This is a genomic window from Aquisalimonas sp. APHAB1-3 (assembly GCF_048323695.1).
Classification (GTDB): Bacteria; Pseudomonadota; Gammaproteobacteria; order Nitrococcales; family Aquisalimonadaceae; genus Aquisalimonas.
Window position 1 is genome coordinate 1 of record NZ_JBLWFT010000010.1, and the last position, 22818, is coordinate 22818.

Annotated in this window: 25 protein-coding genes; 12 read left to right on the forward strand and 13 right to left on the reverse strand. The window is 65.4% G+C overall.

The features are described from left to right. Positions 1-95: 95 nt before the first annotated feature. Complete coding sequence (locus ACNSTU_RS13550) at positions 96-302, reverse strand: hypothetical protein (RefSeq protein ID WP_418212476.1); 207 nt, start codon at positions 300-302, stop codon at positions 96-98. 122 nt (positions 303-424) lie between these two features. Between ACNSTU_RS13550 and ACNSTU_RS13555 the strand changes: the two genes are divergently transcribed. Further along, positions 425-1498, forward strand: coding sequence for a hypothetical protein (locus ACNSTU_RS13555; protein WP_418212477.1), 1074 nt, complete (start codon positions 425-427; stop codon positions 1496-1498). 55 nt (positions 1499-1553) lie between these two features. On the opposite strand, the gene rfaH is transcribed toward ACNSTU_RS13555, so the two are convergent. The 4 genes from rfaH to rraA all read right to left on the reverse strand — a co-directional run bounded on the left by rfaH (position 1554) and on the right by rraA (position 3662). Further along, positions 1554-2057 (reverse strand): transcription/translation regulatory transformer protein RfaH, encoded by a 504-nt coding sequence (rfaH, locus tag ACNSTU_RS13560; RefSeq protein ID WP_418212478.1) that lies wholly within the window; start codon positions 2055-2057, stop codon positions 1554-1556. Between the two features lie 221 nt (positions 2058-2278). Further along, positions 2279-2668, reverse strand: a complete 390-nt coding sequence (locus tag ACNSTU_RS13565) for an RNA-binding S4 domain-containing protein (protein WP_418212479.1) — start codon at positions 2666-2668, stop codon at positions 2279-2281. After that, positions 2665-3126 (reverse strand): CBS domain-containing protein, encoded by a 462-nt coding sequence (locus ACNSTU_RS13570; RefSeq protein WP_418212480.1) that lies wholly within the window; start codon positions 3124-3126, stop codon positions 2665-2667. The genes ACNSTU_RS13565 and ACNSTU_RS13570 overlap by 4 nt, the downstream gene beginning before the upstream one ends. A 50-nt stretch (positions 3127-3176) precedes the next feature. Further along, complete coding sequence (gene rraA / locus ACNSTU_RS13575; RefSeq protein WP_091642274.1) at positions 3177-3662, reverse strand: ribonuclease E activity regulator RraA; 486 nt, start codon at positions 3660-3662, stop codon at positions 3177-3179. A 204-nt stretch (positions 3663-3866) separates the two neighbouring features. On the opposite strand from rraA, the gene ACNSTU_RS13580 reads away from it, so the two are divergent. The 6 genes from ACNSTU_RS13580 to ACNSTU_RS13605 are packed head-to-tail and all read left to right on the forward strand — an operon-like array spanning position 3867 to position 8700. Further along, entirely contained in the window at positions 3867-4892 is a 1026-nt protein-coding gene (locus tag ACNSTU_RS13580) for a phosphoribulokinase (protein WP_418212481.1), read from the forward strand. Between the two features lie 2 nt (positions 4893-4894). After that, the gene (locus tag ACNSTU_RS13585; RefSeq protein WP_418212482.1) at positions 4895-5137 is read left to right on the forward strand and encodes a hypothetical protein; all 243 of its coding nucleotides are present in this window, start codon (positions 4895-4897) and stop codon (positions 5135-5137) included. Further along, positions 5134-6198 (forward strand): GGDEF domain-containing protein, encoded by a 1065-nt coding sequence (locus ACNSTU_RS13590; RefSeq protein WP_418212483.1) that lies wholly within the window; start codon positions 5134-5136, stop codon positions 6196-6198. The genes ACNSTU_RS13585 and ACNSTU_RS13590 overlap by 4 nt, the downstream gene beginning before the upstream one ends. A 49-nt stretch (positions 6199-6247) precedes the next feature. After that, positions 6248-7126, forward strand: a complete 879-nt coding sequence (locus tag ACNSTU_RS13595) for a DMT family transporter (protein WP_418212484.1) — start codon at positions 6248-6250, stop codon at positions 7124-7126. Positions 7127-7130: 4 nt separating this feature from the next. Further along, positions 7131-8237: a RuBisCO large subunit C-terminal-like domain-containing protein gene (locus ACNSTU_RS13600; RefSeq protein WP_418212485.1), complete on the forward strand. Its 1107-nt coding sequence runs from the start codon at positions 7131-7133 to the stop codon at positions 8235-8237. Between the two features lie 16 nt (positions 8238-8253). Continuing rightward, positions 8254-8700 (forward strand): cupin domain-containing protein, encoded by a 447-nt coding sequence (locus tag ACNSTU_RS13605; RefSeq protein WP_418212486.1) that lies wholly within the window; start codon positions 8254-8256, stop codon positions 8698-8700. Here ACNSTU_RS13605 and ACNSTU_RS13610 read toward each other — a convergent pair whose 3' ends face one another. The 3 genes from ACNSTU_RS13610 to dctP all read right to left on the reverse strand — a co-directional run bounded on the left by ACNSTU_RS13610 (position 8701) and on the right by dctP (position 11147). Then, entirely contained in the window at positions 8701-9231 is a 531-nt protein-coding gene (locus tag ACNSTU_RS13610; protein ID WP_418212487.1) for an REP-associated tyrosine transposase, read from the reverse strand. It abuts the gene before it with no gap. Between the two features lie 82 nt (positions 9232-9313). Then, a complete protein-coding gene (locus ACNSTU_RS13615; RefSeq protein WP_418212488.1) occupies positions 9314-9880 on the reverse strand; it encodes a thioredoxin family protein in 567 nt (188 codons plus the stop codon). A gap of 229 nt (positions 9881-10109) precedes the next feature. Further along, positions 10110-11147, reverse strand: coding sequence for a TRAP transporter substrate-binding protein DctP (gene dctP / locus ACNSTU_RS13620; RefSeq protein WP_418212489.1), 1038 nt, complete (start codon positions 11145-11147; stop codon positions 10110-10112). A gap of 256 nt (positions 11148-11403) precedes the next feature. On the opposite strand from dctP, the gene ACNSTU_RS13625 reads away from it, so the two are divergent. Continuing rightward, positions 11404-12009 carry a TRAP transporter small permease gene (locus ACNSTU_RS13625; protein WP_290633483.1) on the forward strand — a complete coding sequence of 202 codons (606 nt, stop codon included), beginning with the start codon at positions 11404-11406 and terminating at the stop codon, positions 12007-12009. Between the two features lie 60 nt (positions 12010-12069). Next, positions 12070-13356, forward strand: a complete 1287-nt coding sequence (locus ACNSTU_RS13630) for a TRAP transporter large permease (protein WP_290633485.1) — start codon at positions 12070-12072, stop codon at positions 13354-13356. Between the two features lie 139 nt (positions 13357-13495). Here the strand turns inward: ACNSTU_RS13630 and ACNSTU_RS13635 are convergent, their stop codons facing one another. The 5 genes from ACNSTU_RS13635 to ACNSTU_RS13655 form a co-directional block, all read right to left on the reverse strand. Further along, positions 13496-14440, reverse strand: a complete 945-nt coding sequence (locus ACNSTU_RS13635; protein WP_290633487.1) for a ketopantoate reductase family protein — start codon at positions 14438-14440, stop codon at positions 13496-13498. 133 nt (positions 14441-14573) lie between these two features. Continuing rightward, complete coding sequence (locus ACNSTU_RS13640) at positions 14574-15029, reverse strand: universal stress protein (RefSeq protein WP_290633489.1); 456 nt, start codon at positions 15027-15029, stop codon at positions 14574-14576. Then, complete coding sequence (locus ACNSTU_RS13645) at positions 15026-16573, reverse strand: DHA2 family efflux MFS transporter permease subunit (RefSeq protein WP_290637853.1); 1548 nt, start codon at positions 16571-16573, stop codon at positions 15026-15028. The genes ACNSTU_RS13640 and ACNSTU_RS13645 overlap by 4 nt, the downstream gene beginning before the upstream one ends. Then, positions 16557-17669: an HlyD family secretion protein gene (locus ACNSTU_RS13650; protein ID WP_418212490.1), complete on the reverse strand. Its 1113-nt coding sequence runs from the start codon at positions 17667-17669 to the stop codon at positions 16557-16559. Before ACNSTU_RS13650 ends, ACNSTU_RS13645 begins: the two co-directional genes overlap by 17 nt. Next, a complete protein-coding gene (locus tag ACNSTU_RS13655; protein ID WP_290631049.1) occupies positions 17666-18130 on the reverse strand; it encodes a MarR family winged helix-turn-helix transcriptional regulator in 465 nt (154 codons plus the stop codon). The genes ACNSTU_RS13650 and ACNSTU_RS13655 overlap by 4 nt, the downstream gene beginning before the upstream one ends. A gap of 182 nt (positions 18131-18312) precedes the next feature. Between ACNSTU_RS13655 and ACNSTU_RS13660 the strand changes: the two genes are divergently transcribed. From ACNSTU_RS13660 to ACNSTU_RS13670, 3 genes are all read left to right on the forward strand, one after another. Next, complete coding sequence (locus ACNSTU_RS13660) at positions 18313-19467, forward strand: alpha-hydroxy-acid oxidizing protein (protein ID WP_418212491.1); 1155 nt, start codon at positions 18313-18315, stop codon at positions 19465-19467. Between the two features lie 95 nt (positions 19468-19562). Then, positions 19563-21539, forward strand: coding sequence for an acetoacetate--CoA ligase (locus ACNSTU_RS13665; protein ID WP_290631045.1), 1977 nt, complete (start codon positions 19563-19565; stop codon positions 21537-21539). Between the two features lie 84 nt (positions 21540-21623). Then, positions 21624-22787, forward strand: coding sequence for a TAXI family TRAP transporter solute-binding subunit (locus ACNSTU_RS13670; RefSeq protein WP_418212492.1), 1164 nt, complete (start codon positions 21624-21626; stop codon positions 22785-22787). Positions 22788-22818 lie beyond the last annotated feature (31 nt).

Here is a 22818-nt window from a genome sequence, read left to right on the forward strand (position 1 = left end):
GGCTGCCGCGCCTGCTCGACCGCGCCGCGCTTGAACTCTTCGCTGTATCGTCTTCTCTTCGACATGAACACTCCTTTTGCCCAGTATCGGGCTTTTTAGAAGCGTCCGTAAAATCGGGGTAGAACCCGGTTGAGCTTTTCGCCGTTGACCTCGACCGCCCGGTTGCCGAAACGAACCTCCATCGCGCGGTCGTCCGCGTTGACGGCTGTCACGCGGCCGGTGTCGCCGTTCATGACGTCGATGCCGTAGTTGTTCTTGATCTGCATCACTTTGTCGCCTTGCCGGTACACAGTGCTGCTCATCGGGCTCACCCTTTTGTGTCATTGGCCAATCTGGCAAGACGTTAACAGGCCGCAACGAACAACCAATGCCACGAGACCACCCCGTCATTGGCTGTAGAAGTGAGTCACTAAATAATAAGTCCATGGCACAGAAAGCGAACGAAAATGGAAAGGCAACAGCCAAGACACAGGCGGCGTACCGCGACCGCGGCGAGTGGCTGTTGTCGCGCTACGAGCGTGAAAGCGATATGGAGTGGCGCGATAACCCGGATGCTTTCAAGGAGTGGGCGAGTGCGCTTGCAGGGAAAACAAGCCCCTCCACGTGGCGGCTCTACCGCCGGGGACTGGTTGCAATCCTCGGGGATGTCGCTCCGATCGACCTGCTACAGCATCTCGATGCGCTGACTGGCGGCCGCGTTGCAACGAGCGAGCGCGAAGGGACCGCGCATCGCCTCCGAAAGTTGCCGGATGATGATCTACGTGAGTTGCTCCTGTTCCTTGAGAAACAGGAGCTGCGCTTAGAGCGAAAGAACAGCGATCCAATCCGGTCCATCATCATCTGCTGGCTCATCGCAGGTAGGGCGTTCGGGCTGCGCCCATCGGAGTGGTGGGGTGCAAAAATCGACGGCGACTGGATGATGGTCAAGAACAAGAAGTATCGTGCCAGTGATGGCGCGAATGAGTCAGGGCGCCGTGCGTTCGGGCCCTTCCGGCATGTCTTTATCGCGGACATGTCCCAGGAAGAGTTGGACGCGGCAAACCTAATGATCGATGCTGTTGCGGGCACTTTTGAGTACGAATCCATCCGCCAGCGGTGTTCTCGATACCTCCAGGATGCACATAAAAAATTGTGGCCGCGGCGCAAGCAGTTTTACTCGCTCTATAGTGCCCGTCACCAGTTCATCGCCGACGCCAAAGCGAGCGGCCTGTCTCCGCTGGAGATCGCAGCCCTCTCCGGGCATTTATCCATCGAGACTGCCCGCACGCACTACGGGCATCGTAATAGCGGGCGCCGGTACAGGGCGCCCGATGGGCCGGTGGAGATCGCTCTGAATACCGGCGTCGACGCACCGCTGTCGCACTCGATTGCGGGCTTCCGCGTCCTCCCGTCTCAAGACGACATCCGGGCGGTGGCAGCGCACGCCCCGAACCTTCGCCGCTATTCGGAAATGGGGTGGGACCTGCCAGAGCACCTGCACCCCAAACCCTTTGGCTGAATAGGGGTAGAGTCCATCTGCCTCAGCAGCAGCCCAGCACGCCCCCCTTTGAAAGTCAGGAACGACTAATCGCCTGTTCGGGCAACGTGATGCGCTGGGACTGCTGCATGACGTCCAGCAGCACGATGACCCGCTCTTCACCGTTACGCGCCTGGAACAGGCCCTGGTAGCCGGCGAAGGGCCCTTCGGTTATCTGCACGGGCTCGTTGGGTTTGTAATCGGTCGTCTGCGTGAGGTCCACGCAGCCGGTCTCCGGGTCGAGCTGGCGGGTGAGGGTGTCGATGATGCTGGACGGCACCGGGGTGGGATAGGTGCCGAATCGCACCAGCCCCAGCACTCCGCGGGTGGAACGGATCGGCGCCCAGTTGTCGGTGACATCGTCGAGCTCGATAAAGAGATAGCGCGGAAACAGGGACTCTGTCACGGTCGCCATACGGCCGCTGCGTCGGCGGCGTTGCCGAAGCATGGGGCGGAAGACGTGGAAGCCCTGGTTGTTGAGGTGCTCTTCGGCGCGGTGGTCTTCCTTGGCTTTGCATTGGACGGCGTACCAGTGCCGCATGGGTGCCTCTCCTCCCGGGCTGGTTGTTCTGTTTGTTCAGCGGGCTTACTTGAACTGTAGTTTTGCCGGACCTGAAGGTCCAGCCTTCGCGTGAGCGATCGTCGGGGGGACGTTTACGTCCGCCAACGCCGCCAGGGTGCGATGGGATGGTGGACCTGAAGGTCCACCCTACTGGGCTTCTCAAACCATTAGCGTCTGAGCACCATCGTTCCAACACCACATCATTCCGTGTTGCGCTTGAATCGGGCGAGCTGCTTGCGGTCGTGTTTATCGGGGCGGGACTTCGGCAGGGGGAATGCGGCGTTCTGAGCCTTGAGCTGCTCGCGGGTCTCTTCGCGACGGGCGATGCTCTCGGAGGTTTCCTCGTAGAGGCTCTCAGCCACTTTGGCGGGGCCGCGTTTGTCGGAGAGGTCGCGCACGATGATGTGGAATTCGTAGGCGTCCTTGCGCACCCGTAGCTCGTCGCCGGGGCGCACGAGCTTGGCGGGCTTGGCACGGGTGTCGTTCAGCTCGACCTTGCCACCCTGGATGGCCTCGGTGGCCAGGCGGCGGGTCTTGAAGAACCGCGCCGCCCAGAGCCATTTGTCCACACGGACGCCGTCGTCACTCATGCATCGACACGGGCCTGCAGGCCGTAGCCACCATAGATGTAGTCGGTGAGCTCGGCGATGCGGTGTTCCTGGCCGTCCACCACGGCACCGATGAGGTCGCGCACCGAGACCATGCCCACCAGCGTGTCGCCGTCCATCACCGGCAGGTGCCGGCAGTTGCGGGTGTTCACCAGCACCATGGCATGCTGCAGGGTGTCCGACGGGCTAATGACCACCACGTCGCTGGTCATGACGTCCGCGACCGGCGTCTGTGAAGGATCCCGGTGGCTCTCCACGACACGGCGCAGCACGTCGCGCTCGGTGAAGATGCCTGCGAGGCGGCCGTTGTCCATCACGGCCACACAGCCCACGTGGGCCTGGTTCATGGTGCGGACTGCGTCGGCGGCGCTGGCACCCACATCCACGGTGTGGATATCGCCTGGGCGCTTGTCGAGCAGTGTGCTGACGGGCTGATCCATGGACTTCACCTCCCCGGCGGTGCCGGTTGTTGTTGGCTTTTGTTGTTGCTTCAGGCCTGGTGCAGCGCCTCCTGCGCGACGATCAGGCCATCTTCGTCAGCATACAGATACTGACCGGCGCGGATGGTAATCCCGGCAAATGTCACCGACACATCCCGCTCGCCGACGCCCTTTTTGACACTCTTGAGCGGATGGGTGTTCAGTGCCTTGACGCCGATATCCATGGTCGCGATGTCGGCGGAATCGCGAATGCAGCCGTATACCACGACACCGTTCCAGCCGTTGTTTATGGCCAGCTCGGCGATGTTGTCGCCCAGGAGGGCGCAGCGCATGGAGCCGCCGCCGTCCACCACCAGCACCCGGCCCTCGCCGGGCTCGCTCAACGCCTCGCGCACCAGGGAGTTGTCCTCGAAGACCTTGACCGTGCTGATCGGGCCATGAAACTCGCGCCGGCCGCCGAAGTCGCGGAACATGGGGCTGGCGATGCTGAGGTTGTCCGAATGGTCGTCGCACAGGTCGGTTGTTTTCAGGCTCATGAATCCCCCGGGTTTTGCGGTATTCTCTATGGATCAGGCGCAGCGGCCGCGGGTCCTCCCGGCGCTCGCCCATGAGTCTCAGTAAGGTAAGAAACCTGCGCCGAAATGTCACCATCGCGGGAGTGACAGGCGTTTGACAGGCCCTCGGGTCCGTCGCCACTATCCGGCCGCCTGCGGCCCCACTCTGCACGGAGATCCGGCTTCATGACGCTGCCTGCCGACGCCATTCCATCGGACGACCTCCGCACCCTGCTCCAGGGCGCGCGGCGGCCCATTCTGCTTGGTGTGGCGGGGGACAGCGGCAGCGGCAAGACCACCTACACCCACGGCATACGGCGGCTGCTGGGCAACGACATGGTCACCTCCATCCCCCTGGACGGTTACCACCGGGAGGACCGCGCCCAGCGGCGGCGCAGTGGCCGCCTGCCGCTTGATCCCGCCAACAATCACCTGGACCTGGTGGAGGAGCACCTGCGCGCGCTGCGCGCGGGCAAGCCGGTGGAAGTACCAGTGTACAACCACCAGACCGGCTGCTTCGACGCGCCGCAGATCGTGCGCCCGGCGCCGGTGGTGGTGATCGAGGGGCTGCACGCGCTGTATCAGCATCTGCTGCCCCAGCTCGATTTCGCGCTGTACGTGGACACCGACCGGGACGTGAAGTGGCGCTGGAAGTTCGAGCGCGACGTCTCCTACCGCGGCCACGATCCGGCCGAGCTGGAGAGCGAGATCCAGCGGCGCGAGGCCGCCTACAAGCAGTGGATCGATTTCCAGAAGACCAGCGCCGACGTGGTGGTGAAGATCCATGAAAGCGACCTGGGCGAGCTGGCCCACCAGCAATACGACGGGCCGGTGCCGGACAACTGCTACCACATGGAGATCGTGACCGCGCCGGTGGACCTGCATCTGCCGCCGCTGCATCTGCCGATGAACCTCAACGCGGCCATGGAGGCGGACGCACGGCCGTTCATGCTGGCCATGGTGCCAAGCAGTTACTGGGGCAAGCACGTCAACGTCACCCACATCGACGGCGTCACCCCCATTGAGGCGATTCAGCAACTGGAAGATGACATCATGGCACTCACCGGCATCGCCCGGGATCTGGATTCCTGCCTGATCAGCGACGAAGCGCAGAACTCCACCATGCGGCTGGCCCAGTCCCTGGTTGCATGGCCATTCCTCGGCAAGGTGCGCTGCCTGCTCAACGAGTGGCACAACGAGGACCTGAGCTGAGCATGGGCCGATTGCTGCTCGCGGCAGTCGGCGCGGGGCTGGTGGTGGCCGCCTACGTCACGCTGCTGTACGGGTTTTTCGTCTGGATCTGGCCTGTCCTGCCCGACTGGGCGATGCTGATCGCGTTCGTGCTGATCGCCGCCGCCGTGATCGGCTCGCCCATCATGGCGCTGAAGTACTACGGTACGGTACGCTCGGCGGCGCGCAGGGCGCGCGGAGACCACACAGAGGACGACCGGCGATGACGGATGCCAAGGACCCCCGCGATCTGGTCACGCTGCTGGCAGCGGCTGCCGACGCCCAGGCGGAGGCCACAAGACGGCTGGACGAGGCGCGCGCCCGCGAGGCCGACCGCCCGCTAACCGGCGACCCGGCGCTTCTCGCCACCGTTGCTGAAGTCATCACGGCCATCGCCCGGCAAACGGACACGCGGGGTGTGCTTGAGCGCATGGCCGGCGCGGCGCGCCGCATGATGCCCGCGGCTGGCTGCGTCGTGCTGCTGCGCGCACCGGAAGGTGGCGGCGCCAATCTCGCCGCCTACTGGGACGCCGCCACGCTCTGGATCGAAGGCGCCAGCCGCCCGCAGACCATGCCCGATGCGCTGGATCGCATCAGCCGCGGAGACACCTTCCCTGCCCTGCAGCTCGACCTGGCCGGCGCGGGGGTTGCCGTGGGCGAGTTCCGCGTGTGGCTCGACCACAGCAGTGCAACTGAGGCGGACACGGCGTCTGCGCATATTATCGCGGAAGCGGCCGGCCTCGCCCTGGCCGGCCTCGCCCTGCAGACCAACGCCCGCCACCGCTCCGTGCGCGAGCCGTTGACCGGGCTGTTCAACCGTCGTTACCTCGAAGACACCCTGCAGCGGGAGCTCCACCGCTGCAGGCGCGTGAAACGCCCTCTTGGCCTGATCCAGCTGGACCTGGACGGCCTCTCCGGATTCAATCTGGAACACGGCCGCACCGCCGGCGACCGCCTGCTGCAGGCCGTGGGCGGGCTGCTGCAGTCAAGCTTCCGCGGGTCCGACGCCGCGTGCCGCATTGACGATGACACCTTCGTGGTGGTCATGCCGGACGCCGACCTGAACGACACGCGGCTGCGCGCCGAGCATCTGCGCGACCAGATCGCGGCGCTGGAGTTTCCCCTGGGGCAGCAGGTCATCCAGGGGGTGCCCGCCTCCGTCGGCGTCGCCGGCTACCCTGATCTCGCCATTACCGCGGACGAACTGATGCTGGCCGCCGACAGCGCGGTGCAGCTCGCCAGGGGCGCAGGCGGCAACACCGTGGAGATCGCTCAGCGGGCGGGGTGACCCGTTTTGCGGTACACTCGCCGGCCCATTCCGCCGCCGCCTGCCCTCAATGCAACGTAACCTGCTGCTCGGTGCCCTGTTCATCGTCATCTCCGAATTTCTGCTCGCGAGCATGAGCGCGGCGGTAAAGGTGCTGGCGGAGACCATGCCCGAGGCGATGCTGGTGTTCTTCCGCAACCTCTTCGGCCTGGCGGTGCTGATGCCGCTGGTGCTGCGCAACGGCTGGGCAAGCCTGAAAACCACCGTGCCGCACCTGCACTTCATGCGCGCGGCGGTGGGTGTGGCGGCGATGTACTGCTTCTTCTACACCATCGCCCACATGGCGCTGGCGGAGGCGCTGCTGTTCAAGCTGACGGCGCCGTTCTTCATCCCGCTGATCGCGCTGCTGTGGCTCTCCGAGACCATCCCCAACAGTGCCAAGGTGGCCATTGCGGTGGGATTCATCGGCGTCGCGTTCATTCTGCAGCCCGACGCCGACGGCATTCAGCTGGTGGCGGTTGTGGGCCTGCTCGGCGCCGTCCTGGCGGGTCTCGCCAAGGTGACGATCCGCCGCATGAGCCGCACCGAGCCGGCGGTGCGCATCGTGTTCTGGTTCGGCGCGTTCGCCACACTGATCTCCGCCGTGCCACTGCTGTGGACATGGCAGACACCCGAACCACGCGCACTGCTTTGGCTGCTGGGCATGGGGCTTTGCGCCACCACCGCACAGTTACTGCTCACCCGCGCCTACGCGCTGGCGCCCGCCGGACAGATCGGGCCATTCACCTACGTCTCGGTGGTGTTCGGCGCCATCTACGGCTGGCTCTTCTGGGACGAATACCTGGACACGCCCACATTCATTGGCATGCTGCTGGTGGTGCTGGCGGGCGTTCTCACCACCCGCGGTGGCCCAGGAAAACCGGCCACCCGGCCCGCAAAGGAGACCTGACATCATGGCCGACCGCATGCAGGTGGATTACCTGCTCACTTGCCAGGCAGACGAAGACGCCGACACCAAGGCCCGTGACATCGCCCTGGAGCAGACCGTGGAGCTGCCGAAAGACTGTGTCCCCGATGCCATCCGCGACCGGCTTGTGGGCCGCATCGAGCGCCTGGACCCTCTGCCCGACCACCGGTTCCACTGCACCATCAGCTTCGACAGCGCGCTGTTCGACGGCGAACTCACGCAGTTGCTCAACACGCTGTTCGGCAATATCTCCATGAAGGACGGCATCCGGCTCACGGACATCCGCTGGCCCGACAGCGTGCTGGACGCCGTTGGCGGGCCTGCCCACGGCATGGACGGCATCCGCCGGATGGCCGGAGCACCGGCGAACCAGGGGCTGCTGTGTACGGCACTCAAGCCCGTTGGGCTGAGCGCCCGCGCGCTGGCGGAGCGGGCCTACGCGTTCGCCCGCGGTGGCATGGACATCATCAAGGACGACCACGGCGTGGCCAACCAGGTGGACGCCCCCTTCGCCGACCGTCTTGCCGCCTGCCAGGAGGCTGTTACCCGCGCCAACGCGGAAACCGGCGGCAACAGCCTCTACTTCCCCAATGTCACCGCACCGTGGCCGGTGCTGGAAGAGCGCCTGCAGGCGGCGAAGGACGCCGGCTGCCAGGGCGTGCTGATCAGCCCGTGGATTACCGGGCTGGACGCCATGCGCTGGGCACGGGACCGTTTCGGCCTGGCCCTGATGGCGCATCCGGCGCTGACCGGCAGCCATTTCCGGCCGGAGCACGGGATATCGCCGGAGCTGCTGCTGGGTGACCTGTTCCGGCTGGCCGGCGCTGACGCGTCCATCTACCCCAACACGGGCGGCCGGTTCGGCTTCAGCCTGGCCACCTGTGAGGCGATCAACCACCGCCTGCGCTACGCCCTGGGCGGCCTGCCCGCCGCCGCGCCCACGCCGGGCGGAGGCATGGATGCCGCCCGCGCCCGTGGCTGGCTTGACCAGTACGGCACCGATACCATATTGCTGATTGGCGGAAGCCTGTATCAGCAGGGCGACCTCACCGCCGCAACCGAGACGCTGCGGGCAGCGATCGGGCGAACCTGAATCAACCGGAGTCACCATGGCCAGAATCGTTCGCGCAAATGACTACCGCTGGGATGTGCCGGTGAAGGAATACAAGACCGACGGCACCGGCTTTCGGGATATTCACCGGCAAACGCTGCTGGGTGAGGAGGCGGGCGAGGAACGGCTGAATTTCATTACCCGCTATTTCGAGATCCAGCCGGGCGGCTATTCCTCGCTGGAACACCACGAACACCCCCATTCAGTGGTGATCATCCGCGGCGCCGGAGAGGTTGTGCTGCACGATCGTGTGGAATCCATTGGTCTTCACGATTGCGTCTACATTGCGCCCCATCAATGGCATCAATTCCACGCCACCACCGATGAACCATTAGGGTTTCTCTGCATCGTCGACCGGGGGCGGGATCGCCCGCAGGTGCCTGACGAAAGCGACCTGGAGGCGCTGCGGGAGAATCCGGAGATCGCGAAGCGGATCAAGGTCTGATCACTCGAACTCCACGCCAACCACGGTCTGCGGCTCCGATGCACCCCAATCCGGTGGGTACCACCCTCTTTCCACGGCTCGGTGGAAGCTGCTGTGCGGCCATGCGCCGGGGTGGGCGACCAGGCCGTGCTTCACCGGGTTGTAGTGGATGTAGTCCCGATGCCGCCGGAAGTCGGTCTCGTCGCGAATGAGGTGCTCCCGGTACCGGCGCTGCCACACCGGTGCACCGCCTGCGCGGCGGGCGTATTCACCGGGAAGATCCGGCTGCGACTGGGTGAACAGCGCCTTCAGGATCTTCCATCGGCGCGGATAGTCCGCGTCGTCCGCGGGCAGCGTCCAGAGTGCGTGCAAATGGTCGGGCAGAACGACCATGGCGTCGATGCGGAACGGATGTGCCTGGTGGGTACGCCGGAGCGCGGTGCGCAGCCGCTGGACGTTGGCGTCACTGGTGAACAGCGGGAGGCGGTCGTGGGTGACGACGGTGAAGAAATACGTGCCACCCGGCACGCGGGTGCGGCAGTAACGGGACATGATCGGCCTCCTTGCCAATCGATGGTTTTTGTTTGAGGGGGAGAGGTTAGTCGATGGTGGGCGTGAACGTCCACCCGGCGGGTTACGGGGCGTTGCCGGGTTTCCACTTGATGCTGCACCCCATGCTCGGCACCTGCTCCGCATCGACTTCATTACCGGTGAGTGCGGCGGTTACTGCGGCACGCAGGTCATCCCCGGTCACCGGTACGCCATTGCCCGGGCGACTGCCGTCGAACTGACCCTGATAGACCAGTTCGCGCTCACTGTCGAAAAGGAAGAATTCGGGCGTGCAGCGCGCACCGAATGCGTGCGCCACCGACTGATCCTCGTCGTGGAGATAGGGGAAGGGATAGCCCACCCGCGCCTTCTCGCGTTTCATGGCGTCGAAGCTGTCATCGGGGTAGCGCTGGGCATCATTGGCATTGATGCCGACCACCGCCAGACCACGGGGCATGTATTCCCGGGCAAAGCTGGCCAGCTGCTGGCTGAGGTGGCGCACAAACGGGCAGTGATTGCACATGAAGATCACCAGCAGGGCGTCGTCGTCGGCGAAGTCGGTGCTTGCGACGATGTTGCCGTCGGTATCCCGAAGTCGGAACGGGGGTAGCGGCGTACCCAGTGGCATTGTCCCGGACGTCTTGGCAACCATCGTAATGGCTCCTTTGGCGGTTGAGTCGGTGGCTGTCTATGGTGGATCTGAAAGTCCACCCTACGCCGGGGCCGGGCCCAAGCCATCGCCTGTAGGGTGGACGTTTACATCCACCATCATCCACCGTTAAGCATGGCACGGACGGATGGTTTTCGCCGCCGGGAACGAAAACGGCCCGGCCATGAATCATGACCGGGCCGCCGTATTGAGGATGGAACAGCGTAGGGGCTTATTCGTCCTCTTCTTCCAACTGTGCTTCCTGCACAAGGTTGAGAAGCTTGTCGAGCATACGCTCACCACGCTCCCCCGTCATGTCGACGAAGGTCTGACGCACCGGGTGGGCGAGTTCGGCGAACGCGTCGCGCTCGTCCTGGCTCAGCTCAATGATCTCGATGTCGCTGTTTTCCTTGATGGTGTCCAGCCGATCGGTGTTGAGCTCCTGCTGCTTGTCGTGGATGTACTCAACCAGCTCCTGACGGGCTTCGTGGATGATCTCACGCTCTTCGTCAGACAGGCCGTCCCACCAGTCACGGTTGCCCATGAACGTAGCGATGAACTGGGCGTGATTGGCGAAGATCATGTAGTCCTGCACTTCGTAGAAGGCCATCTCTTCGTGGGCGAACACCGGCTGGATGTTGCCTTCGGCCTGCCCGAGCTGCAGGGCGGAGTAGAGTTCGCCGTACTCGACGGTGACCGGGTCCGCGCCATAGGCCTGATACGTCTCACGCAGCAGACGGTTGTCCATGGTGCGAATGGCCAGGCCGCTCATGTCGTCCGGCGTGCGGATTTCCTGGTTGGCCGTCCAGACCTGCCAGCCTTCCGGCACCACGGCGATGGGGTGCAGGTCGCGATTGCGGAACGCCTCCTGGAAGTCCTCGTTCATGAGGAATTCGTCGGAGTTCAGCACCTGCGTGTTGGTCCACTCATCGTCGGTGAGCACGAAGTTCAGGCTAAAGATCTGGCTCTCGGGCACGGTGCCGCCCAGGAAGCCGGAACCGAATGCGAGCTGGATGGCGCCACTTTGCGCGGCGTCGTAGATGTCGGTCAGGCCGCCGAGCTGGCCGTAGGGATAGAGTTCAACGGTGATGGCACCGTCGGATTTTTCGTCCATGAGCTCTGCGAACTTCGCCGCATACTCGTACTGAACGCTGCCCTCGATTTCTTCAAGGCCAAATCGCCAGGTCTGACTCTCGAATGCCGCGGCCTGCGTGCCCGCCGTCGCAAGGCCAAGCGCCACCGCCGCACAGAAACTGTTTCTCCAGAGCATCAGTACCTCCCGTTTCTACGTTAGTGTTGTCTCCAAGGGATTTAGCTGCGATCCACCTGTAACATTAACACAGCGGAAAGGGCTGTCTATCTTCCAGCCGGCAAGGGATTCGACGGCGCAGGCCGCACCACCAAAGGGCTTCAATGCACTCCAATGAGGCGCACGGAAGTTGCGGCCGGGAAAGTGTGCAAAGCCGTTCAAGTGCGTTATTGTCAAAAGGGTGTCACCGCCGAACAACCATATGACGAGGGGCGCCATGGGTGCTGGTTCACCGGGACAGACGCGGCCGCGGTCGCTGGCAGAGAAGGCGATTCGGGTAATCGACCGCACGCTCGAATACATGGAAGTCACCATCGTCGCGGGCTCCATTATTCTCATGGCCGTGCTCATGGTGTCCCACGTACTCGGCCGCATGTTCTTCCGCATCGGCGTCCCCGGCCGAACGGAAGTCACTGAACTGCTCATCGTGCTCATCACCTTCGTGGGGGTGAGCTACGCGGTCCGCCGGGCCCGCCACATCAGCATGTCAGCCATCTACGACACCCTCCGCGGCATTCCCCGCAAGGTGCTGATCATCACCATCTCCCTGGGCACCGGTGCCCTGCTGTTCTACATGGCGTGGGAGGCTGCCGGTTACGTGGAGACCACCTACAATCGCGGTCGTTCCACGTCGGCACTAGGCATCCCGCTGTGGATGATCTACATCTCCATGCCCATCGGCTTCACGCTTGCGGGCATCCAGTACTGGCTCACGGCCTTCCGTAACCTGACGACGCGCGAGTTCTACCGCTCGTTTACGGAGCTTGAGGGCTACGACGAAGTCCCTGACGGCGATCAGGGCGAAGAACAGCAGAAACAGTAGCCAGCGGGCAGGAGCACGGCACATGCGGCCAACCCCCGATTCCACAAGAGGGCACGCGGAATGCTGACTTGGATGGTCATCCTCATGGTAGTCCTGCTGTTGCTGGGCTTCCCCATGATGGTGCCGCTGCTTGCGGCAACCCTGTTCATGATGTTCACCGGCATGACCTTCTTCGGGCCGGACCAGGGAGTGAGCTGGATGTTCTCGGGGGTGGAACAGTGGGTGCTGGCCGCGGTGCCCATGTTCATCTTCGCCGCCGACATCATGACCAAGGGGCATACGGCCAACCGGTTGCTCGACCTGGTCAGCGCTTTCGCCGGGCACCTGCGCGGCGGCCTGCCCATCACCACGGCGGCGAGCTGTACGCTGTTCGGCGCCGTGTCCGGCTCCACCCAGGCGACCGTGGTCGCCATGGGCGGACCCATGCGCCCACGACTGCTGAAGAAGGGCTATTCCGACAACTTCTCACTGGCGCTGATCATCAACGCCAGCGACATCGCGCTGCTGATTCCGCCAAGCATCGGCATGATCGTCTACGGTGTGATCGCGCGCGGCGCCTCCATTGGCGACCTGTTCATCGCCGGCATCCTGCCGGGGCTGATGATTCTGGTGATGATCTCGGCCTACTGTTACGTGTATTCGCGCATTGCGGGCATCGAGCCCGAGGAGCGCACGCCGTGGCGCGGCCGGCTGACGGCGCTCAGGGGCGCGATCCTGCCCCTGGGCTTTCCGATCATCGTGGTGGGCGGCATCTACACCGGCACCTTCAGCCCGGTGGACGCGTCGGCCATGGCCGTGCTCTACGCCTTCATCCTCGAGGTGGTCATCTACCGCAAGGTGAGTCTGAAGGACATCGGCTCCATCGCCCTGTCCACGGGCATGATCACCGCCGTCGTGTTCATCCTCGTGGCCATCGGCTACGCCTTCTCGCAGGCGCTGTCCACGGCCGGCGTGCCGCAGCAGATTCTCACGCCCATCGTGCAGACGTTCGGCGACAACCAGTACGCGGCGCTGGCGCTGATTGCCGTGGCCTTCTTCATCGGCTGCATGTTCGTCGACCCGATCGTGGTGATCCTGATTCTCACCCCGCTGTTCCAGCCGCTGGTGCAGGCCGCCGGCCTGGATCCGGTGCACGTGGGCGTGATCGTCACGCTGCAGGCGGCCATCGGGTCGGCCACACCACCATTCGGCTGTGACATATTCACGGCCATGGCCGTGTTCCGAAGGCCGTACTTTGACGTGATTCGCGGCACGCCGCCGTTCATCTTCATTCTGCTGCTGGCGACGGTCATCCTGATCATGTTCCCGCAGATTTCGCTGTGGCTGCCGTCGATGGGGGCGCAGTAGGCCGGTAAGGTGGTGGGACGGTGGACCTGAAGGTCCACCCTACGCATGACCCAGGCACCACCGTATCATCGACGTAGGGTGATCCGGGTCACACGGCGTGATCCGGCGTAGGGTGGACGTTCACGTCCACCACCCCACTCTACCCCTCGGTGGCCACGCGGTTCTGCAACATCTTGGTGACGCGGTACACGCTCTCGAGATGCGGCACGGACACGCCGTGGCTCTCGGCGGCGCGGATGACGTTGCCGAGGATGGCTTCCACTTCCATGGGCCGGCCGTTGAGGTAATCCAGCGCCATGCTGTTGTGGTACGGCGGCATCTTGCGGGTGCCGCCGATGCTCTTCACGGGCAGGTCCCCGGGCATGGGATGACCGGCGGCGGCGGCCACGTCACAGACCTCCTGCATGAGCGTGACCATGAAGTCCTCACCACCGGGGGCGTCGAGAATGGTGGTGGTGGTGGCGCCGCCGGCAATGACGGACACCGGGTTGAACGCCGCATTCCACACCGCCTTGCGCCAGCGCTCGGTGACCAGATTCTCGGACACGGGGCACTCGATGCCACCGGCGGTCAGCAGTGCTGACAGCCGCTCGGCCGCAGTACCCGCGCCAGAGGGGTATTCGCCGATCACGAGCCGCCCGTAGGCCTTGTGCTCGGCCTGGGCCTTGCCGGTGCGGCTCACCGCAACGAACGCGAGGCCGCTGACCAGCGGATTGTCCGGGAACGCTTCGTGGATGGGGCGTTCGATATCGATGCCGTTTTCCACCAGCACGATGACGGTGTTCGGCCCCACCGCCGGGCGAATCAGGGCCGCACGGTCCAGGTCGTCCAGCACCTTGACGCTCAGCAGCACGAAATCCTGAGCCTCGGCCACATCCTCGACCCGTTCGTGGACGGCGGCGGGCCGGAACGAGAGATCGCCCATGTCGCGGCTGTGCAGCTGGAAGCCGTGTTCGCGGATGGCGTCAGCCTCGGAGCGGCTGACCACCTCCACCTGCGCACCACCGCGGTGCAGGATGGCGCCGTAGAAGCTGCCGATGGCGCCGGCGCCAACGATCAGTACGCGGGGTGTGGTCTCGGGCATTGGGTCCTCCTCATCGAATTTCAGGTGTTGTGTGTTGTTTTATGGTGGACGTGAACGTCCACCCTATGCCGGACGACGCCGTGTGACCCGGATCACACGTAGGGTGGACCTTCAGGTCCACCACCGCACGCCACTACTCCTCGTCCTCTCCTTCTCGCGGCACCACGACGAGAATGCTGCACCGGAGCTCATCAAGCAGAGTCGTGCCCACGGAGCCGTGCCACCATCGGGCGAGCCGACCGCGCGGGGTGTGGCCCACCACCACCAGGTCGGCGTCGAGCTCCTTCGCCAGGTGGCTGATCTCGATCACCGGCTCGCCCTCGCGGCGGTGCCCGGTGACGTCCAGCCCGCAGCCGCGCAGCCGCTCCACCCCCTCGTCGAGACTGGCCTGCACTTCGGCCATCTGCTCGTCGATCCAGTTCTGGGGGTAGCCTTCCTGCATGAATCCCAATGACGCGGGCAACCGCAGGACCGCCAGCAGGTGCACGTGGGCCCCGGTCATCTTCGCCACCTCGGCGCCCTGGTCCAGGGCAAGGCGGCCGGCCTCGGTGCCGTCGTAGGCCATCAGTATCTGTCGATAGAGTGTCATTGCTTGATCAACCTCCCCATGAGCCACGCCGGGATCAGCGCCAGCAGGAACACCACGCCCAGGACCATGAAGCTGTCCTGGAAACCGCGGGCGTAGCCCTGCCGGTACACCATCTCGCCCAGAAAGCGCAGCGCTTCGGGCTCCAGTCGATCCGCACTTACCCCCAGACGCTGCGCCAGCTCCTGGAAGCTGGCCAGCATCTGCCGGGTCATCGGATTGTCCGCCGTCTGCGTCTGCGCCATCACTTCCGTATGAAACCACGTTCGGCGGTCGAGAATCACGGATAACGCGTTAACACCCAGTGCGCCACCCAGTTGTCGGGAGAAGTTCACCGCGCCGGCGCCCTGGGAAACCTGGCTGAAATCCAGTGTGCGCAGGGAGCCGGCGTTGATGGACGGCAGCCCGAGCCCCATCCCGACACGCCCCAGTGTGATCCAGAACACCATCACCCAGAAGGCGGTGTTCACATCGGCCATGCCCAGCGCAAAGCAGGATACGGCAATCAGCACCAGGCCGATGGCAATGGGCACGTGGGGCGGCAACCGGTCGCTGAGGTGCCCGGACAGCGGGAAACTCAGGGCCATGACCAACCCGGCGGGCATGAGCAGTAGCCCGGCCTTGGTGGCCGTGAACTGCTGGATTTCCTGGACAAACAGCGGGATGAGATAGGTGGTGCCGAACAGCGCCGCGCCGAAGCAGAAGCCGATGATGGAGCCCGCGGCAAACCCCGGCACGGCGAAGATGCGCACGTTGATGAGCGGCTCGTCGGAGCGGAGCTGCCAGTAAATGAACGCCAGCAGCGACGCCGCGGCGGCCATGAGCAGGCCATGGATGAGCATGCTGTTCCACCCCAGCCGCTGGCCGTTGGAGGTGGCCCACAGAAGGCATACGAGAAACGCGACCAGGAACGAGAACCCGACCCAGTCGAACACCGGGCGCGGCCCGCGGGACTCCCGGCCGCCCAGGAACAGCATCGCGAAGGCGATGCCGACGAGGCAGGTGGGAATGGGCAGGAAGAACACCGCCCGCCAGGAGAACCAGTCCACCAGGACGCCACCCAGTGCCGGCCCCACCGCCGGGCCGAGGATGACGCCCAGGCCGTAGATGCCCATGCCGAGGCCGCGCTGGCGCTGCGGAAAGACCATGAAGATGATGGTCATGGCCAGCGGCTGGATGATGCCGGCCATGGCGCCCTGCACCACCCGCGAGAGAATCACCATGTTCTCATTCACGCTCAGGCCGCCGGCCACGGCGGAGAGGATGAAGATGATCATGGCGCCGATGTAGGCCGCGCGCATGCCGAAGGCGCTGAGCGCCCAGGCGGAGAGCAGCATGAACGCCGTCATGGCGGCGAGAAAACCGGTGGAGAGCCACTGCGCCTGACTCTGGTCGATGCCGAACACGCCCATGATGTCCGGGATGGCGACGTTGACGATGGTAGTGGCAAGCGTCATGGACAGCGTGCCCAGCATCACCGTGGCCGTGGCCAGCCACTTGTAGGCCGGACCGTAGCGCTGGAAGAGCTGTTCAGTCTCTGACGTCAATCCGCACCTCGACCATCATCCCGGGGCGCAGCCTCGCATCGGGGTCGTCGAAGGCGATGCGCACGGGGATGCGCTGGGTGATCTTGGTGAAGTTGCCACTGGGGTTGGGGTTCGGCAGCAGGGCGAACTCGCTGGTGGCAGCGCTGCCGATCCGCTCGACGCGGCCGCTGAAGTCCTCGCCGCGGTAGCCGTCCACCCGGATGCGCACGGGCTGGCTCTCGACGACCTGGGCGATCTCCGTCTCGCGGATGTTGGCCTTCACCCACACCGCCCCGGGCTCGTGCACCAGGAGCAGGTTCTGCCCCGCCTGGACGTGCTCACCGGCATTGACGAAGGTCTCGGCCACCACGCCGTCGATGGGGCTGCGCACGGTGCGGTCGCTCACCGCCAGCGCGGCCTCCTCGCGCTCGGCGCGGAGCGCGTCGATCCGCGCGTCCAGCGTGGCGGCGGTGGCGGCGAGCACTTGCTGATGCGCCTCCTCGGCCCGGGCCTCGTCCACGGCGGCGCGGGCCTCTTCCAGCCGCGCCCGCGCCGAGCGCAGATCGCTCTCCGCCAGCCGCAGCCCGTGGCGGGCGTCGTCCACCTCCTGCTCGGAGACCATGTCGTCCTGCGCCATGCCGCGCAAGCGCTCCAGATCGGCTTCCGCCTTCTCCCGCTGACTGGTCTGGCGCTCCACGTCCGCCTCGGCCACGCTCACCTGCCGGCGCGTGCGCTCCACCCGGGCGGTGTCACGGGCGCGGGCCAGGGCCAGCTCCGCTTCCACCTGATCCAGCTCCCGGCTCAGCGCCTCCACCCGCGCCTCGTAGACTGCAAGGCGGTGCTCCGCCTCGCGGGCGTCCACGCGCACCAGCACGTCGCCCGCCTGGACGCGGTCGCCCTGGCTGAGGTCCATCTGTTCCAGCCAGCCGGGTAGCCGCGACGCCACGGTGACCATGTCGGCCTCCACACGCGCGTCGATCTCGGTGACGAGCGTGAGCTGCTTGTAGAGCCAGTAGCCGCCCCCCACCACCAGCCCCAGCAGGACCACGGCGGCGATGACGAGTTTGCGGCCGTGGCCCTTGCCCGGCTTGTCCTTGTGTGGCTGCCCGTCGCTCATCCCAGCCGCTCCGCCTGATCACGGACCCGCCGCAGCACGTCCAGGCACTGCCACAGCTCCTGCTCGGGGATGTCGTCGAGAATCTCCCCGCGCAGCTCCGCCGCCACGGTCTCAATCTCCTCCACGGTGGAGCGCGCCTTGTCGGTGAGGTAGATGCGCCGCACCCGGCGGTCGTCACTGCACACCAGCCGCTCGATCCAGCCGTCCGCCGCCAGCCGGTCCAGCAGGCCGACCACCGACGGGCCTTCCACGCCCAGGCGCTCGGTCAGCGCCTTCTGCGTGAGCCCCTCACCACTGCGCCAGACGTTCAGCAGCGCTCGCCACTTGGACTGGCTGAGGCCCAGTGGACGCAGCCGCTCATCCAGGCGCATGCGCAGCACGCGCGCCGTCTCCGCGATGGCGGAGCCGAAGCGGCTGAGGTCGCTGAAGTTGTCTTCGCGGGTGTCGGTATTGTCTGGCATTGTTAGGATCTTAATAGATAGGATCCTAGTAAAACAGCGTTTCGTTTTCGGCGCAATGCGTCGTAGAGTGACACCGTTATCGGTCGCGGCTGAAGCCGCTCCCACGGGATGGAGTGCCACCTGCTGTGGGAGCGGCTTCAGCCGCGACCCCCATCAAGAACACGTTCGACACGGAGGAGCCCATGGCCCACTACGGCGACCACCAGCTGCAGATCTATCAGGCAGGGCTGAAAGGCGCACGCCCGCGGCTGCCCATGCGCATGGAGGATCTGGAAGAAGCCGCCCACGCCGTACTGTCCAAGGAGTCGTACTGGTACGTGGCCGGTGGCGCCGGCGAGATCACAATGGACGCCAACCGCACGGCCTTCGACAAGTACCGGATCCACCCGCGCATGCTCACCGACGTCTCCGAGCGCGACCTGTCCGTGACGCTGTTCGACCGCACCCTGCCCTCGCCCCTGCTACTGGCTCCCATCGGCGTGCAGAGCATCATCCGCCCGGAAGCGGAGCTGGCCGTGGCAAAGGCCGCAGCGGCGACCAACGTGCCGATGATTCTGTCCACGGTCTCTGCCCACAACATGGAGCGCGTGGCCGAGACCATGGGCGACGCGCCGCGCTGGTTCCAGCTCTACTGGCCACGTAGCCCGGAGCTGGCCGCCAGTTTCGTGCAGCGCGCCGAGCAGGCCGGTTACGAGGCGGTAGTGGTCACTCTGGACACGAAGATGATGGCGTGGCGGGCGCGCGACCTGCAGAACGCCTTCCTGCCGTTCCTCAATGGCCAGGGGCTCTCCAACTACACCTCGGACCCGTGGTTCCGCAGCACGCTGGATTGCCCCCCGGAGGAAGACATCCGCCCGTCGGTGAAGCGCTGGTCGGAAGAGTTCGCGGCGCCCTTCAAGACCTGGAAGGACCTGGCCGCACTGCGGGAGGCGACCAACCTGCCCATTCTGGTCAAGGGCGTACTGCACCCGGAAGACGCCCGCCTGGCGCTGGAGCACGGGGTGGACGGCATCGTGGTCTCCAACCACGGCGGCCGTCAGGTGGACGGCAGCATCGCCGCCATCGACGCCCTGCCCGGTGTCGCCACCATGGTCAACGGCCGCGTGCCGGTGCTGTTCGACAGCGGCATTCGCACCGGTTCGGACGTGCTCAAGGCCAAGGCCCTTGGCGCCGACGCGGTGCTCCTTGGCCGGCCGTACATCTGGGGCCTGGCGCTGGACGGGGAAGACGGGGTGCGGGAGGTGATCAAGCGCGTGCTGGCGGATGTGGACCTCACCATGGCGCTGGCGGGCAAGGCGCGGTTCGCGGAGGTGGACGGGAGTCTGCTGGTGGATTAGGGGCTTGTCTGGTGGACCTGAAGGTCCACCACCCCGAACGCGATATTCAACATCAACACCAACTCGCGCCACTGGCGCACATGCGAGACGACACGATGATCGAAGAAGGCACTCTGCTCTGGGAGCCCGATGCCCGGCGCATTGACGAGGCGAACATCACCCGCTTCATGCGCTGGCTGAACGACACGCGCGGCCTCGACCTGTCCGACTACGACGCCCTGTGGCGCTGGTCCACGGAGCACCTGGAGGACTTCTGGGCCGCCGCCTGGGAGTATTTCGACTTCAAGGCCACACCGTACGAGCAGGTGCTCACCACCCGCGAGATGCCCGGCGCCGAGTGGTTCACGGGCAGCCGGCTCAACTGGGCGGAGCATGCCCTGCGCCACGCCGACGGTAACAAGCCGGCGCTTTACCACTGCTCGGAGGTCCGCGAGACCACCGGCACGGTGACCTGGCGCGAGCTGCAGGAGCAGGTAGCGGCAGCCGCCGAGGCCCTGCGGCAGCTCGGTGTCGAGCGCGGGGATCGCGTGGTCGCCTACATGCCGAACATCCCGGAGGCCATCGTCGGCGTCCTCGCCACCGCCAGCATCGGCGCGATCTGGTCGTCCTGCTCGCCCGATTTCGGCACGCCCAGCGTGGTCGACCGCTTCTCGCAGATCGAGCCCAAAGTGCTGCTGGCCGTGGACGGCTATCGGTACAACGGCAAGGCGTTCGACCGCATGGCGGTGGTGGAGCACCTGCAGAGCACCCTGCCCAGCGTGGAGCACACGGTGCTGCTGCCCTACCTGGACGGCAACGCCGATCCGTCCCGCCTGACCCGCACGGAAACCTGGGATCAGTTCCTCGCGCGCGGCGCCGGCGCGGCACTGCGCTTCGAGCCGGTCCCGTTCGATCATCCGCTGTGGGTGCTCTACTCTTCCGGCACCACCGGCATGCCAAAGGCCATTGTGCACGGCCACGGCGGCATTACCGTCCAGCACACCCTGGCGGGCCACCTGCACAGCAACGTCTCTCCCGGTGATGTGTGCTTCTGGTTCACCACCACCGGCTGGATGATGTGGAACGCCCTGACCGGCATGCTGCTCAACGGGGGCACGCTGGTGCTCTACGACGGCAACCCCGCCTACCCGGACATGGACCGCCTGTGGCGTCTGTGCGAAGAGGTGAAGATCACGCAGATGGGCATCAGCGCGGCGTTTCTCACCGCCTGCATGAAGGCGGGCCGCCGCCCGCGGGATCACTACGATCTCACCCACATCCGCGGCATGGGCGCCACCGGCTCGCCCCTGCCGCCGGAAGGCTTCCAGTGGGTGTACGACGCGGTCAACCCGGACGTGCACCTCGCCTCCAGCAGCGGCGGCACGGACGTGTGTGCCGGTTTCGTCGGCGGGGTCTCCACCCTGCCCGTGCGCGCCGGCGAGATGCAGGCGCGGCTGCTCGGCGCCAGCGTCGAGAGCTGGGACGACGACGGCCACGCGCTGATCGACGCCGTGGGCGAGATGGTGATCACCCGGCCCATGCCGTCGATGCCGCTGTTCTTCTGGGGGGATGACGACGGCAGTCGCTACCGGGAGAGCTATTTCGAGATGTTCCCGGGCATCTGGCGCCACGGGGACTTCATCAAGATCACCTCCCGCGGCACGTGCATCATCTACGGCCGCTCCGACTCGACGCTCAACCGCTACGGCGTGCGCATGGGCACGGCGGAGATCTACCGCGTGGTCGAGGACCTGGACGCGGTGCAGGACAGCCTGGTGGTGAACATCGAGCGCGGCGACGGCCAGTTATACATGCCGCTGTTCGTGGTGCTGGCCGACGGCACCGCCCTGGATGAAGCACTTGAGAAGGCGATCCGCGACAAGGTGCGCCGCGATCTGTCACCGCGCCACGTGCCCGACGCCATCGTGGCCGTGGACGGCGTGCCGCGCACGCTCAGTGGCAAGAAGATGGAAGTGCCGGTGAAGAAGCTGTTGCTGGGGTATCCGGAAGAGAAGGCAGTCAGCCGCGACGCCTGCGCCAACCCGGAAACCATCGACGCCTATCTGGCCTTCCGACGCGAGCTGGTCAACTGACAAGGCTGGCGCCGGTTTACCAATCGGCATAAATTGAGAAACGAGAGAATAACAACACCACGTGTGATGATGGAGGAGCAAGACATGAGTATCAGCAGAAAAACCCTGACCGCAGGCGCCCTGGGCGCCGTACTGGCTTGGGCCGGTTCGGCCGGCGCCGACGACATCAACCTGCCCGGCAGCATCGCCATGACCGCCTACGGCACCGGGTCGGCCGGCTACACGCAGATGGCTGCCCTGGGCAATCACCTGCAGAACAACTACGGCACGTCCGTGCGCATTCTCCCCGGTGAGAACGACGTGGCCCGCATGACGCCCCTGAAAACGGGCCGGGTGCCGCTGTGCTCCTGCGGCATCGCCAGCTTCTACGGGGCCGAGGGTGTGTTCATGTTCTCCGGCCCGGACTGGGGCCCGCAGGACATCCGCGTGGTCGGCACATCCATCGCCAACTTCGGTCTCGGGCTCGCTGTGGCCGGTGACATCGGCGTGGAAACGCCGGCCGATCTGGAAGGCAAGCGCATTGCCTACATCCGCGGCGATGACGCACTCAACTTGGGTGCCGAGGCCTTTCTCGCCTTCGGCGGCCTGACGTGGGACGACGTGGAACGGGTCGAGTTCCCGGGCTACGGCCGCTCCTTCGAGGGCATCATCGCCAACCAGGCGGACGCCGCTTTCACCATGACCGTGGCGCCACCGGCGCAGCAGCTCGACGCCAGCCCCCGCGGCATCACCTGGCCCCGGCTGGATCCGGATGACACCGAGGGGTGGGCGCGTTTCCAGGAGGTCGCCCCCTACTTCCAGCCCCATACGGTCACCCTTGCAGCCGGTGGCTATGACGACGACAACCCCTGGGTCGGCTCCAGCTACCCCTACCCGATCCTGGTGGCCAACCGGGACGTGGATGACGCGATGGTCCGAGACCTGCTGCGCGTGCTGATCGAGGACAACGACCAGTACAAGGACGCCGCACCCGGGCTCGCCGGCTGGTCGCTGGATAACCAGAACATGCAGTGGGTCATCCCGTTCCACGATGCGGTGGTGGAGTATTACAAGGAAATCGGCCACTGGACCGACGCGATGCAGGAGCACCAGGACATGCTGGTGGATCGGCACCGCACCATCCGCATCGCCTGGGGCCAGTACGTCTCCGACAATCCGCCCCGTGACGAAGACGCGTTCAAGGAAGGCTGGATGGAAGCCCGCGCGGCGGCACTCGAGGAAAAGGGCCTGGATCCGATCTTCCGCTGATCGTCATCCACATCTGCTCTAACGTGTGGCG